The sequence below is a fragment of the Streptomyces sp. NPDC051940 genome, assembly GCF_040680895.1.
Lineage (GTDB): Bacteria > Actinomycetota > Actinomycetes > Streptomycetales > Streptomycetaceae > Streptomyces.
Genome location: NZ_JBFAXR010000180.1, coordinates 1 through 13,802 on the forward strand (window position 1 = coordinate 1; position 13,802 = coordinate 13,802).

8 protein-coding genes are annotated in these 13,802 nt (G+C 76.5%); 4 read left to right on the plus strand and 4 right to left on the minus strand.

The window, feature by feature from the left end; translation table 11 throughout:
* Positions 1 to 131 precede the first annotated feature (131 nt).
* Positions 132 to 1,490 (minus strand): hypothetical protein, encoded by a 1,359-nt coding sequence (locus tag AB0M28_RS37250; protein ID WP_365414712.1) that lies wholly within the window; start codon positions 1,488 to 1,490, stop codon positions 132 to 134.
* 137 nt (positions 1,491 to 1,627) lie between these two features.
* A complete protein-coding gene (locus AB0M28_RS37255; RefSeq protein ID WP_365414713.1) occupies positions 1,628 to 2,977 on the minus strand; it encodes an MFS transporter in 1,350 nt (449 codons plus the stop codon).
* Between the two features lie 1,262 nt (positions 2,978 to 4,239).
* On the opposite strand from AB0M28_RS37255, the gene AB0M28_RS37260 reads away from it, so the two are divergent.
* Genes AB0M28_RS37260 through AB0M28_RS37275 form a run of 4 tightly spaced genes read left to right on the plus strand, consistent with a single transcriptional unit; the run spans position 4,240 to position 11,694 of the window.
* Positions 4,240 to 5,247, plus strand: a complete 1,008-nt coding sequence (locus tag AB0M28_RS37260; RefSeq protein WP_365414715.1) for an AfsA-related hotdog domain-containing protein — start codon at positions 4,240 to 4,242, stop codon at positions 5,245 to 5,247.
* Positions 5,248 to 5,285: 38 nt separating this feature from the next.
* The gene (locus AB0M28_RS37265) at positions 5,286 to 7,808 is read left to right on the plus strand and encodes a BTAD domain-containing putative transcriptional regulator (protein ID WP_365414717.1); all 2,523 of its coding nucleotides are present in this window, start codon (positions 5,286 to 5,288) and stop codon (positions 7,806 to 7,808) included.
* Between the two features lie 11 nt (positions 7,809 to 7,819).
* Positions 7,820 to 10,018, plus strand: coding sequence for a LuxR C-terminal-related transcriptional regulator (locus AB0M28_RS37270; protein ID WP_365414719.1), 2,199 nt, complete (start codon positions 7,820 to 7,822; stop codon positions 10,016 to 10,018).
* The gene (locus AB0M28_RS37275; RefSeq protein ID WP_365414721.1) at positions 10,009 to 11,694 is read left to right on the plus strand and encodes an AMP-binding protein; all 1,686 of its coding nucleotides are present in this window, start codon (positions 10,009 to 10,011) and stop codon (positions 11,692 to 11,694) included. Before AB0M28_RS37270 ends, AB0M28_RS37275 begins: the two co-directional genes overlap by 10 nt.
* Positions 11,695 to 11,736: 42 nt before the next feature.
* On the opposite strand, the gene AB0M28_RS37280 is transcribed toward AB0M28_RS37275, so the two are convergent.
* Positions 11,737 to 12,711, minus strand: coding sequence for a polyprenyl synthetase family protein (locus AB0M28_RS37280; protein WP_365414723.1), 975 nt, complete (start codon positions 12,709 to 12,711; stop codon positions 11,737 to 11,739).
* A gap of 173 nt (positions 12,712 to 12,884) precedes the next feature.
* Positions 12,885 to 13,802, minus strand: a 918-nt coding sequence (locus tag AB0M28_RS37285) for a helix-turn-helix transcriptional regulator (protein ID WP_365414724.1), incomplete at its 5' end; no start/stop codon positions are given.

A 13,802-nucleotide genomic window follows, 5' to 3' on the forward strand; every position in this document is an offset into this window, starting at 1 on the left:
CGAGGCCGTCGACGTCGAGCGGCACAACCTCCTGCACCCGGAGGAGGAGCAGCGCGTGCCGTACGTGACGCGCAAGCTCGCGGACGCGGAGGACGGCGCGACTGCGCCGTCCCACGCGCCCGGTACGCCCCTCAGTTGACGTTCCGCAGCAGCCACGCGTACACGTCGTGGCCCTCGGCGCCGCTGTACGTCCGCGACCACGCGTCGTGGTCGCCGTCCGGGTAGACGGTCAGCTCGGCGTCGCGCCGGGGCGGAGCCGGGCAGCCCTGCAGCGCCTGCAACGGCTCGATGCTGCCGGCCGAGTCCACCACGTCGTCGCCCTGGCTGTGGAACGCCCAGATGGCGACCTCGCCGAGCGCGCAGCCGGCCGTCCGCCACGCGGGCTGTCCGCTGCCGGCGATGGGCACCACGGCCGCGACGCGTTCCGCGCCGTGGTCGGCCACGTACTCCCAGACCCCGAAGGCGCCGCAGCTGAGCCCGGTGAGGTAGATCCGCCGGGGGTCGATGTCGTACGCGTCCACGGCGTAGTCGAGGAAGGCGTCGACCTCGTCGGGCGTCGTGCACGGGGAGGTGCCCGGCGGGTGGCCGAGGCCGTGCTGGGTCTCCATGGCGCAGGTGCCCCCGTGGGTCGCCTCGTCGCACGGCCTGTAGCGCGGGTCGTCGGCCGGGTTGGGGTGCTGCGGTGCGAGCACGACGAACGGGCGGTCGGCGGCCCAGCCGTCGCGGTCGATGTAGTACGGCACACCGGTGTCGAGCAGCAGCGGGAGTTCGGCGGCGGAGCCGTCGCCGTTCTCGCCGAAGCCGTTGAACGACACCAGCAGCGGAGACCCCGAGCCGGCGCCGTAGCCGGGCGGCAGGTACTCGTAGTAGCCCTGCGGTGCGGCGGTGGTGCCGGCCGGCCGGGCGGTGAGGCGTTCGTGCGAACCGGTGCCGATCAGATCGCCGCCGATGTCGCACAGGTCGGCGCCGAAGCCGGGGTGCGGTCCGTGGCTCTCGGCACCCAGGAACTCCAGGAAGATCCCCCCGGGTTGGTCGTCCCCCTGGGTGTCCCACACGGTCCGGTACGTCAGGTTCCCCCGGTCGCGCAGGACGATGCCGCCGTCGGAGTCGCGCACCGTGAACGGCTGGCCGGCCACGATGGTGGTGAACTCGAACAGGTCGCCCTCCAGATGCCGCGCCCCGGTCTCCTTGGTGACGGAGCGGGCCTCCACGGTGAAGAACCCGCCGGTCTCGGCACGGGTGTGCGTCTGCCGGACGGAGCTGACCTCGGTGAGGAAGAACGCGGACGTCTCGTCCCCCTTCCCCGCCCGGATGCTGTACGTCCCGCTGACCTCCTGGTGGAAGTCGACGGGATACCCGCAGTCGTTGTACGTGTAGTCCTCGGTGAACGCGTACCGCCCCTGCTCGGCCACGGTCGCCTGGGCCGGCTCGGCCACCACCCCCCAGGCAACCGCGGTCATGACACCGAGCAGCGCCGCCAATCTGCGCATCGCCCCTCCCTCGCATCGCTGTCGGCACGGTGAGGTCACCAGCGTGGCGGGGCGGGGGCGGTGCGTATCGAGTAGCGGCTACCTGTCTTCGGGCGCGCTGCGTACGTCGTCCGGCGGCCGAGGGGGTGCCGGTGCCGTCACGCCTGTTCGGACGGCTGTCTGCGCAGCACCAGGACGGCCGCGATCACCGCCAGGGCGGGGATCAGTGCGAAGCCGCAGAGCATGCCCAGTTCGACGGCCGGGGTCTGGCGTACCGTGCCCGAGTCCGAGGAGACGTAGCCCGAGAGCTGGAGTGTCAGGCCGTACAGGAACGGGCCCGCGGCCACGCCCAGGCCCTCGCCCGTCGTGAACACGCCCGACAGCAGGCCGGCTTGCTGCTCTCCGGTGCGTTCCGCGTCGCGGGCGATGCGGTGCGGCAGCATCGCGTACAGGTGCAGCAGCTGTCCGGCGTGGCCTGTCCCGGCCAGCAGCATCACCAGCAGTACGCCGGCCGACGGCAGGGCCGGGGCCGCCAGGAACAGCAGGGCTCCGGTGGCGAAGAGCGCCGAGGCGACGGTGTAGCCGCGGGCGCTGCCGATGCGGGCGTCGAGGCGCGACCACAGCGGCATCGTCAGCAGGTTCGGGGCCACGAACGCCGCGACGAGGGCGCCCAGGCCGAGGTCGCCGTCCAGTACGTGGTCGGCGAAGTACGGGGCGCCGGCGATCAGTACGCCCGTGCCGATCGACTGCAGGACGACGCAGTACAGGAGCGTCATGAACGGGCGGTTGGCGCGGGCCGCCGCGAACTGGCGGCGTACGCCCGGGAGGCCGGTCAGTACGCGGCCGTGAGGTGCGCGCGCCGAGCCGGCGAACACGGCCACGGCGCCGGCCGCCACGACCACGCACGCGAACACGCCCACCCAGCGGTGGCCGGCCACGCCGTCGCCGCCCGCGTCCACGATCGCCGGTCCGGCCACCCCGACCAGCAGCGCCGCCACGCCGATGACCGCCACGCGGCCGCCGACGAGCCGGACGCGGTCCTCCTGGCGGTCGGTGATCTCCGCGGGCATCGCGACGTACGGGACCTGGAAGAACGCGAACGCCGTCGCCGTGAGCAGGAAGGCGGCGGCGCAGAACCACGCGCCGGCGGTGCCGTCGGCGGGGCCGGCGAAGGTGAGCAGGAAGCCGGCGGCCACCGCGAGGCCGCCGGCGAGCACGTACGGCCTGCGGGCGCCCCAGCGGGTGCGGGTGCGGTCGCTGAGCCGGCCGGCCATCGGGTTCAGCACCGCGTCCCAGGCCTTCGGGGCGAAGACGACGGCGCCCGCGAGCGCCGCGCCGACGCCCAGGATGTCGGTGAGGTAGGGCAGCAGGAGCAGCCCCGGCAGGGTGGTGAACGTACCCGTCACGAGTGAGCCGGCGGCGTAGCCGGCGACCAGTCGGCGTGCGGGGGCCTTCGGCTGGGGGCCGGGTTTGCCTCGCAGCCTCACCCGGGGGTGTGCGGTGGTCATCTCGTCGGCTCCAGGCGGCAGTCCGCGCCCCAGGGGGATCCGGCCCCACCCGCCAGGGAGGGTATGCCCACCCCCGGGGCGAGGGGCGAGCCCTTGGAAGGCGGGGCCCGGGTACGGCAGACGCTCCCCGCCGATGCCTGGATCCGGCTAAAGCCCCAGCTGACGGGGGCGCGCGCCCGCCGCGCGGCCGGCCCCTGGGCGGTGCGCACGGCGGCCACCACCGGCGGTGCGCCGGACCGCCCCTGGCGCTGCGTACGGCCGCCGCCGACTGGGGCCGCGCCACGACGGCCGCCGCCACGCGCTCCGCGGGCTCGGCGAGCACCCCGACCAGCGGCAACGCCCGCCGCCCGGGGCCTTAAGGAACCCGGGAGCCGAGAGCGTCCGTACCGGGCGCAGTGCGCGGGAAGCCGATCCGGTTCGGCGTCCGGAACGCCCGCCGCGCGTGGCGGAGCATCTCCCGGCGTCCCCCGCGGGGATTCGCCCCCTGACCTGCGGGCATGTGGGGTGTCGTCGGGTGGGCTCCGGCCCTGCCGGGCCAGGGATTCGTGTTCGGCGTCCGGCACGCCCGCGGCGCGTGGCGGTGCACCTCCCGGCGTCCCCGCGGGGATTCGCCCCCCTGACCTGCGGGCATGTGGGGTGTCATCGGGTGGGCTGCAGGCCCCGCCGGGCCGGGGGTCCCGTGTTCGGCGTTCGGAACGCCCGCCGCGCGTGGCGGTGCACCTCCCGGCGTCCCCCGCGAGGATTCGCCCCCTGACCTGCGCGCATGTGGGGTGCCGTCGGGTGGGCTGCGGCCCTGCCGGGCCCGGGGTTCCGTGTTCGCCGTAAGGCACGCCCGCCGCGCGTGGCGGAGCACCTCCCGGCGTCCCCCGCGGGGATTCGCCTCCCTGACCTGCGGGTATGTCGGGTGTCGTCGGGTGGGCTGCGGGCCCCACCGGGCCGGGGGTTCCGTGTTCGCCGTCCGGAACGCCCGGAGGGCATGCCGTACCGGCCAGGCGGCTGCCAAGGGGCCGCGTACCAGGGCACCCAGCCGGGCCAGGCGGCCGCCGGCAGGCCGCGTGCCAGGGCACCCAGCCGGGCCAGGCGGCCGCCGGCAGGGCGCGTGCCAGGGCACCCGTGCCGGCCCCGCGGGCCCGGGCGGGCCCCCCGCCCACAGCCGCGTCGCGCCGGAGGCGCGTAGCTGCACTGCAAGTTGCTGCCACCGCCGCGCGCCTGGCAGCAGCCACACGACGCGGCTCACCATGGCACCCGGACAAGGAGAAGACATGACTGTGGAGAACGGCCCAGCCTCGATCCGGACGGTTCCCGGCAGCGCGGTCACGGGAACGTCCCATCTGATCCACCGGGCCCCCGTGGGGGACCGCTACTTCCTGCAGGCGCCCAGCCTCGGGGAGGAGAACTTCTCCCTCGCCGCGGAACTGCCGGTGGACCACCCGCTGTTCAACGACAACTCCGGGGTCTTCCACGACATGCTCGTGGCCACGGAGACCATCCGCGAGGTCGGCGAGTTCATCGGCCACCGGTACTTCTCGATCCCGGAGGACCGGCCGGGCCTGTTCTACCAGTTCACGCTGACCGTCACGGACGCGTCCGCCTGGCGCGCCGACCCCGTCCGCGACGCCGACCCCGTGCCGCTGACCTCGCATATCCGGGCCAGGCCCGCGAACGTGGTCAACGACGTACCCCGGGGCCTGGACTTCCAGCTGGACGTGTCCGTCGCCGACGCCCGCTGCGCCGAGGGCACCGCGAGGCTGGTGTTCCTCAACTCCAACGTGCACCGCAAGCACGTGGAGCACACCCGCCGCGCCACGCTGTCCACACCGGAGCTGGACGACTCCCCCGACGGGCCGCTCGTGCCCGTCGACCCGGCGGAGACCGGCCGGCGTTCGGCGCGGAACGTGGTGATCAGCGAGCCGATGCGGGCGGCGCAGGGCTGGCTGACCAGCTGGCTGCTCACCGAGAACGTGGACCCGGTGTTCGACACGGCCTCGGGACAGCTGACCGCACTGCACCTGCTGGAGGCGCTGCGCCAGTCGTCCCTCGTGGCGGCGGGGCGCGCGCACGGCCTCCGGGCGGAGTCGAGCACCCTCGGCTCCATCCAGGTCCACTTCCGCGGGCAGGCGGAGCTCGACCTGCCGCTGCGGTGCGTCGCCGTGGCCGGTCCGCTCGGCCACGACGCGGAGGGGCGCTCCTCGGTGCCGGTGACGCTGACCGTCACCCAGCGCCGGCGCTCGGTCGCGGAGGCACGCACCGTGGTGATCCAGGATCACTGAACGGCACGGCAGACAGGCGACGTCGAAGGCTGACTCCCATGCTCGGTTCGCGGTTCCGGATCCTGGGGCCGCTGGAGATCCGCAGTGACCCCGATCCGTCAGTCACCCACACGCCGCGCGCGGCGAAACTGCAGGTGGTCCTCGGCACCCTGGTGGTGCACGCGGGCGAGGTCGTCTCCGCCAGCCATCTCATCGACGAGCTGTGGCCGCAGGCGCCGCCCCGCACCGCGACCACCACACTGCAGGTGTACGTCTCGCAGGTGCGCAAGCTGCTGCACGACGCCGATCCCCGGGCCGGCCGCAAGGCGCTGGTGACACGCAGCCCCGGCTACGTGTTCGAGGCGACGCGCGAAGAGGTGGACGCCGCCGTCTTCGAGGACCTCTACACCCGTGGCGGCCATCTCCTGGCGGAGGCGGACTTCCCGGGCGCCGCGCGGCTGCTGCGGCTGTCGCTGGAGCAGTGGCGCGGCCCGCTGCTGTCGGGCGTACCGCACGGGGCGCTGCTGGAGAGCGCGGCCGTACGGCTGAGCGAGCTGCGGATGACCGCGCTGAGCGCCCGGATCCTGGCGGATCTGCAGCTCGGCCGGCACGCCGACCTCATCGCGGAGCTGCACGCGCTGGCCACCAGGCATCCGCTGCGCGAGGACCTGCACTCGCATCTGATGGTGGCCCTGTACCGGTGCGGCCGGCCGGCGGACGCCCTGCAGGTGTACGCGGCGCTGCGCCGCCATCTGCTGCAGGAGCTGGGCGTGGAGCCGGGCCCGCAGCCGCGGCAGCTGCACCAGCGCATTCTGGCGGGGGACGCCGATCTGCTGACGCCCAGCGGGGCCCGGCGGGTGGTGGCGGCCGGTCCGCCGCCGGCCCCGGGGCGGCTCGCCCCCGTGCGGGGGTTCGTCGGCCGCATGGCCGAGCTGGACGAGGCCGAGCGGCTGCTGCGCGAACTCCCCGCCGGTGCCCGGGTGGCGGTGGCCGGGATGCCGGGGTCCGGCAAGTCCGCGCTGGCCGTGCAGGCGGCGTGGCGGGCGGCCGACGCCTTCCCCGACGGGCAGTTGCTGGTCGACCTGGGTGCCTCCGGCGCGAGGCCGGTGACGGCCGGCGAGGCGGTGGCGCTGCTGCTGCGGGAGGCCGGCTCGGCGGACTCGGGCGCGGGGACGGAGGAGGCGCTGCGCGGGGTGCTGGCCGGTCCGCGGACGCTGCTGGTGCTGGACCACGTGTCCGCGGAGCCGCAGATCCGCCCGATCCTGCGGGCCGCCGCGGCGGGCTGCACGGTACTGCTGACCTGCCGCCGGCTGCCGGCCGGGCTGGAGGCCGTACGCACCCTGGAACTGGGGCCGTTGCGGACCGGCGAGGCGGTGGAGCTGCTGGCGGAGAGCGGCGGCACGAACGGCTCGCCGGCCCTGGCGGAGCTGGCGGCGCTGTGCGGCGGGCTGCCCGCGGCGCTGCGGGCCGCGCAGGTCCTGCTGGCGGAGCGGCCGCACTGGACACCGGCGACGCTGGCGATCCGGCTGCGGGACGAGGACACCCGGCTGTCGCTGCTGCGGGCGGGGGACATCGACGTGAAGGCGCTGCTGCTGGAGGCGTACGAAGCGGTGACGGCCGGGCAGCAGCGGGACTTCACCCTGCTGGGACTGCTGCCGCCGGGCGACTTCGCGGTGCGGCACGCCGCCGCCGTGCTGGGGCTGCCCGAGGAGGCGGCGCTCGTCGTGGTCGAAGGGCTGGCCGACGCGCGGCTGGTGGAGGCGACGGAGGGCGGCTACCGGATCCCGGAGCTGCTGCGCCTGCTCGCGGCCGGCCGGCTGGCCGCCCGCGCCGACCCGGCCGCCACCCGCGCGGCCACCCGGCGGATGTGCACGCAGTACGCGGAGGAGGCGGAGGCGGGCGGTGTCGTACCGGAGCTGCGCGGGGGTGCGCTGGTACGGCTGGTCCGGGCCGCTCACGACGCGGAGCTGTGGCCGCTCACGGTGCGGCTGGCGGCGGCGACGCCGTACGAGCAGTGGGGCGAGACGGACGCGGCCGCGGCGGTCTGCCGGATGGCGCTGCAGGCGGCGCGCCGTTGCGCCGACGGCGCCGCCGAGGCCCGGATGCTGCGCGTGCTCGGCGATCTGGCCTGGCAGCAGCGACGGCTGGGCCAGGCCCGCGAGTTGTACGGGCGGGCGCGGGCGGCGGCCGGTCAGGCACCGCACTGGGAGGAGTACGGGCGCTCCCTGGTGGGGCTGGCGGAGCTGTGCCTGGACGCGGGCGCGCGCGAGGAGGCGGGCAGCCTGCTGCGCTCCGCGCTGGCGGTGGTGGCCGACGCGGACGATCCGGCCACCGCGTACGAGGCGAGCCGGGCGATGGCGCTGCTCGCGCTGGAGTCGGCGGGCGCCGAGGGGTCCGCGGACGCGGAGCGGTGGTTCCGCCGCTGTCTGCGGCTGGCGGAGCAGCTCGACGACACCCGGCTGGAGTCCTTCGCGCGCCGCTCGCTGCGGGCGCTGGCGGGGGAACAGGGCGAGCCCCATCCGTGGGCGCTGGAGATCCGGCCCGGGCTGTGGCGGCTGCGTCCGCGCACGGCCCGCCGGTGAGGAGGGAAGCCATGCCGGTCGTCGCCCCGCTGGTCGGGCGGGAGCTGGAACTGACCACCCTGTGCGGGATGCTGAAGGCGCCGGGGCCGCTGCTGGTGACGGTCACCGGTCCCGGCGGCGTCGGCAAGAGCGTGCTGGCCGAGGCGGCGGCGGCCGAGGCGGGCACCGGATTCGCCGACGTGGTGTGGGCCGCGGACGTGGAGCAGGGTGCGGAGCTGCCGGACGCCGCCGGACGCACCCTGCTCATCCTGGACGACGGCGAGCACGGCACCGCTCCGCCCGCCGCCGCCGTGTCGAAGCTCCTGAGGCGTCACGACGGTCTCGTGGTGCTGGCGACGGCGTGCGAGCCGCTGCGCCTGCGCGGCGAACGGCTGCTTCCGCTGGCGCCGTTGCCGGTGCCGCCGCGCGGGGGCGAGGCGCTCTCGCCCGACGAGCTGCGGTCGTACGCCTCGGTGGCGCTGTTCGAGGAGCGCGCCCTGGACGCCGATCCGGGCTTCGCGCTGACCGCCGAGAACGCGGAGGCCGTGGCCGCCCTGTGCGCACTGCTGGACGGGCTGCCCGTCGCGCTGGAGCTGGCGGCGGCGCGGCTGCGGCTGCTGCCGCCGCAGCAGTTGCTCGCCCGGCTGCGGCAGAACCCCTCGGTGCTCGCGGGCGGTCCGTCCGGGGCGCCCGAGCGGCACCGGTCGCTGGCGGCGCTGGCGCGGTGGAGCTGCCGGGAGCTGGGGCCGGGCCTCATGGAGGCGCTGGAGCGGCTGGCGGTGTACGAGGGCGGGTTCGCCCTCGCACCGCCCGCGCCCGGTATCAGCCCGCCCGTCGAGGAGTCGGCGGTCGAGGAGCTGCTGGACCGGGGGCTGGTGCGGGTCGCCGGTGAGGGCGCGGCCGCCGCCCGGCTCGCGGTGCCGGAGCCCGTCCGCTCGTACTGCCGCGACCGGGCCGCCCAGGAGGGACGCGACGAGGCGGCGCGCGGCGCCCACGCCGAACGCTGCCGGCAGCTGGTGGCTGCTGCCGCGCGCGGGCTCGCCGGAACCGAACAGGCGCGCTGGCTGCGGGAGACCGGGCCGGAGGGCGCCGAGCAGGAGGCGGCAGTGGCGTGGCTGCTGGAGCTGCGGCAGCGGGAGGCGGCGGCCGAGCTGCTGCTGGGCTGCCGGCTGCCGTGGCTGGCGCACGGCCGGCTGCGGTCGGGGCTGCGCTGGACCGACCGGGTGGCCGACGACGCCGGCGCGCCGCTGCCCGAGGCGCTGCGCGGCCGGGTCGCGGCCATGTCCGCCGGCTTCGCCACGGCGCTCGGCGACCCGCTGGAGGGCGTGCGCCGGTACCGCCGGGCGCTGACGCTGAGCAAGGGCGCCGGGGACAAGCGCGCCTACGCGCTGACCTCGGCCCGGCTGGGGGCGGCGCTGCTGGCCACCGGTGATCTGTCCGGCGCGCAGGCGGTGCTCGTCACGGCGCTGAGCTCGGTGGAGGCGCTCGGGGCCACGGCCGCCGCCGCGCAGACCGGGGTGTGGCTCGCCGAGGTGATGCGGCTGCAGGGCAACCGGAACAAGGCACAGCAGCTGCTGGACCGTTCCGTGGAGGTGTTCCGCCGGATCGGCGACACCCGCGGGCTGGCGGGCGCGCTGCGCGCCGGGGCGCGGATGGCCGCCGAGGGCGAGGAGCCGGAGCTCGCCGACGCCCTGCTGCGGGAGGCGCTGCGCTGCTACCGGGAGACCGGCGAGCGCACCGAACTCCCCGACGCGCTCGAGGAGTTCGCCGTGGCACTGAACCTGCGCCCCGGCCAGGAACCGCGGGCGGTGCGGCTGCTGGCCGCCGCGGACACCCTGCGCCGCCGGCTGGGCGCCGTACTCCCGGACGACCGGCAGGCCGCCGCCGAGAAGCTGCGTACGGCGCTGGCGTCCCGGCTAATCTGGGCGGACTTCGCCACCGCCTGGGCCGAGGGGGTGCGGCTGGACGCGGCCGGCGCGGCGCTGGAGGCGCTGTCGGCGGCGTCCACGGGACGGCGGGCCGTCGTCGCGGCGGACCCCGCCACGCAGACGCTCACCCCGCGCCAGGTGCAGGTGGCGCTGCTCGTCGGCGAGGGTCTGACGAACCGGCAGATCGCGGCCCGGCTGGAGCTGTCGGAGTGGACGGTCGTCAACCATGTGCGGCACATCATGCGCCGCCTGGGCTGCTCGTCCCGGGTGCAGGTCGCCGGTGCGGTCGGGCGGTGGGCGTGATCACGTGGCCGGCGGCCCTCGCGCCGGAGCGGGGTCTGCTCCCGCCCGAGGGCGTCGCGCAGGAGTACCGGGCGGCCGGCTGGTGGCGTGACACGACGCTGCTGCACGACCTGTACCGGACGGCGGCGGCCGATCCGCTGCGGCCCGCGCTCACCGGCAGCCGGCTGGGACTGCCCGCCGGGCGGCCGTACCGGACCGTCCGGTACGGCGAGTTGGCCCGGCTCGCCGAACGGTGCGCGGCCGGGCTCGCCGCGCTCGGCGTGTCGGCGGGTGATCCGGTGGCCGTCCAGCTGCCCAGCTGGTGGGAGGTGGCGGCGCTGGCGCTGGGCTGTCTGCGGCTGGGCGCCGTGGCGGTGCCGGTGCTGCCCACGGTGCGGGCGCACGGGCTGCACCGCATCCTCGCCGGCACCCGGGCCCGGGTGTGCGTGGTGCCGGACGTGTGGGACGGCTTCCCGCACGCCGAGGCGCTGGCCGATCTGGCGCCGCACACGCCGTGGCTGAGGCACCGGGTGGTGTACGGCGACGCGGCGGCCACCGGGGCCGTCGACTTCGCGGGCTGGTTCCTGCGCACCCCGCACGAACGCGCACCGGCCTGGCGCGGCCGGCCGCTGCCCGCCGACGCCGCCGACCGGCCCTGGCTGCTGGTCACGGTGATGGACCTCGGCGACCGCTACACCGGCGTGCTGCACTCCCCCAACACCCTGTACGCCAACATCGGCGTCCAGCACGACCGCGAGGGTCCGGGCCGCCGCCCCGGCGAGGTGTTCCTCAGCGCGCTGCCCCTCACCTCCCTCGCCTCGCTCATCTACGCGCTGTGCTGGCCGCTCGCCGTGGGCGGCACCGGGGTCGTACAGGACCGCTGGGACCCGGCCGGGTTCGTCCGGCTGGCCGGGCACGCCGGGGTCAACCAGGCGTACGCCGAGCCGGCCTACTGGTCGGAGGTCCTCGCCGCCCGGCGCGGCCCGGAGCGGGTGCCGGACGGGCTGCGGCTGCTGCTGTCCGGCGGCCGGACCGGGAGCAGCCCGGAGCTGCTGCGGGGGCTGCGGGAGGAGCTGGGCGCCCCGGTGATGTCCGTGTGGGGCACCCCGGAGCTGGGCATGGGCACGCTCGCGCCCGGCGCGGACGGCGGGCGTCCGCTGCCGGGGCTCCAGGTGTCGGCCGGTACGGCGGCCGGACCGCTGCGGGTGCGCGGCCCCTCGGTCTGTCTGGGTGTCTGGCCGCTGGACTCCCCGTCCCCCCGGCCTACCTGGGGGGACGGGGACGGCTGGCTGGACACCGGGGACCTGGCCGCCGCCGACGGTCGCGGCGGGCTGCGGGTGGTGGCCCGCGCCGGGGCGCGTACCGGGGCGTTCTTCCTGGTGCCCGCCACGGAGATCGAGCAGGGGCTGCGCCGCCACCCGGGGGTGCGGGAGGCGGCGGTCGTCGCCTACACGGATCCGGAGCACGGCGAGCTGCCGTGCGCGGTGGTCGTGCCGGTGGTGGCGGCCGAACCGCCGGGATCGGCGGCGCTGCGGGAATTCCTCGCCGCACAGGGCGTCGCCGAGGCGTTCCTGCCCGCCCGGTTCGAGGTGGTGGGTGCCTTGCCGAGGGACGAGGGCGGGGCGGTGCGCCACGCGGCGCTGCGGGACTGGCTGGCCCGGCTGCGGCCGGGCGAGCCGCGGCGCCCACCGGCGTGACCGCCCCCCGGGCAGCCGCCTCCCGCGGCGCCCCGGCCGCTCTCACCGCTCGCATCCCGACACCCGCAGCGCCAGCCGGCCGAGTTCGGCGTGCCAGCCCGGCGCGAGCGGTGCGTCGGCGACCGCCTCGACGGCCTGGTCGATGAGGTCGACGATGGTCCGCTCGGCGGGCTCCCTGCTCTGCCCGAAGAACGCCACGTCGCGCAGGAACAGCGCGTCCGCGTCGTACCCCGGCCCGCCCTCGAGGAACCCGCGCAGCCGCCACGCGGCGTGCAGGGCGCGGGCGTAGCCGTCGAAGGCGTCGCCCAGTTCGTCCTCGCGGCCCGCCACCGCGGCGCCGATGCGCAGGGCGTGGCGCAGCCCGTACCAGCCGGCGGCGCAGCCGCTGTGGCAGTCGGTGACGCACCGTCCGGGCCAGGGGTCGTCGAGGTACTCCGTGGCGGCGGCCGCCGACGCCTGTGCGCCCAGGGTCCGTTCGACGCACAGCTCGTCCCACCACCGCCGCGCGCCCTGCGGCAGTCCGGCGGCGAGCCGGCCGGCGTAGGCCAGCGTCAGATCGCCGGCGAGTACGGCGGTGCCCTCGCCGAACCGGCGGGACTCCCCGCGCCAGCCGTTGCGCTCGTGCTCGGCGGCGTGGCTGATGTGCAGGGTGGGGATGCCGCGGCGCAGCGGGGCATTGTCGCGGACGTCGGCCCGGATCTGCAGCCAGGTGTCGTTCAGCTCCAGCGCGGTCGCGGCGGCCACCGCCTGCTCGCGGGCCGGCCCGCCGGCCCGGTCGCCGGCCGCGGCGAGGAAGCCGCTCAGGCAGATGACCGCGCGGACGCGCTGGGAGCCGGCGCGGACGAACTCGGAGATGCCCTCCACGAGGGTCATCGCACGCGGCTCGGCCGTGCGGCGGCGCTGGAACTCCTCGTCCAGCAGGGCGTGGAGCCGCTCCTCGACCTGGTCCAGCAGCGCCTTGTGCAGCTCGCCCGGCGACGCTTCGCGCCAGGGCCCGGGGTGTGCGGGGATCGTCATGATGCGCCCTTTCGTGGGTGCCGTCATGACTGAGCTTGTCCCGCGGGGCGCTTCCCGCCCAGGGCCGGCGGGCCCGTACCGGGGCGCGCACGGTTGCGTCTGCCCCGCGCGCGCCAGGGTTCAGCCAGAGCCCCGCCCGGCCGGGCGGGGCTTGCCATGCGCTTGCCGTGCCGTCAGGCGAAGTCCACGGCCGACAGCTGGAGATCCGCCGGCAGTTCCTGGCGGCCGGCGATGTTGAGCTTGCGGTAGGCGCGCGTCAGATGCTGCTCCACGGTGCTCACGGTGATGTAGAGCTTCTGGGCGATCTCCCGGTTGGTGTGCCCGTAGACGGCGAGCATGGCCACGCGCTTCTCCGACTCGCTGAGCGTGGCCACCAGGTCGGCGCTGGACAGCTGCCCGTTGTCACCGGGCCCGCCGGCGTCCTGGGTGTGGCCGGGCAGGATCCGCTCGCACAGGGTGTACGCCCCGCACTCGTGGGCCAGATGCCAGGCCCGGCGGCCGACCATGCCGGCCCGCGCCGGCTCGCCCGCAGCGTGCAGCGCCTCGCTGAAGTCCGCGAGGGCCACCGCCAGGTGGTAGCGGTCACCGGTGCGGCGCAGCTCGTCCACCCCGCGGGCGAGCAGCTCCTGGCGCTCCTTGGGCTCGGCCAGTTCGGCGCGCAGCCGCAGCGTCATGCCGCGCAGCCACGGGTCGAGGGCGTCCTGGGTGGCCATCTGGTCCTTCAGGAAGCGCTCCGCCTGGCGGGTCTCCCCCAGCCGCAGCAGCGCGGCGGCGACGTCGACCCGCCAGGGCAGCACCCGCGGCTGGTCGAGCGACCAGCCCTTGAGCCGCCGGCCCACGTCGAGGAAGTCGCCGAGTGCCGCGTGGAACCGGCTCGTCGCCAGCGCGTGCACGCCGCGGGCGCGCAGATACGCCAGCCCGTGCACGCTGGAGGTGAGCGGGGCCGGGACGGGCCGGCTGAGCACGCCGGCCGCCTCGTCCATCCGCCCCATCGCGGTGTACGCCCGGACCAGCGTGCCGGCCACGGAGCTCAGCAGAGCGCTGCCGCCGCGCTCGGGGACGGCGGCCAGCGCCCCGGACGCGGCGGCGGC

Bases quoted from the DNA above. Each gene is read 5' to 3' on its own strand.
- AB0M28_RS37250 (WP_365414712.1), bottom strand. From the start codon at position 1,490: ATGCGCAGATTGGCGGCGCTGCTCGGTGTCATGACCGCGGTTGCCTGG.
- AB0M28_RS37265 (WP_365414717.1), top strand. From the start codon at position 5,286: ATGCTCGGTTCGCGGTTCCGGATCCTGGGGCCGCTGGAGATCCGCAGT.
- AB0M28_RS37255 (WP_365414713.1), bottom strand. From the start codon at position 2,977: ATGACCACCGCACACCCCCGGGTGAGGCTGCGAGGCAAACCCGGCCCC.
- AB0M28_RS37260 (WP_365414715.1), top strand. From the start codon at position 4,240: ATGACTGTGGAGAACGGCCCAGCCTCGATCCGGACGGTTCCCGGCAGC.
- AB0M28_RS37280 (WP_365414723.1), bottom strand. From the start codon at position 12,711: ATGACGATCCCCGCACACCCCGGGCCCTGGCGCGAAGCGTCGCCGGGC.
- AB0M28_RS37270 (WP_365414719.1), top strand. From the start codon at position 7,820: ATGCCGGTCGTCGCCCCGCTGGTCGGGCGGGAGCTGGAACTGACCACC.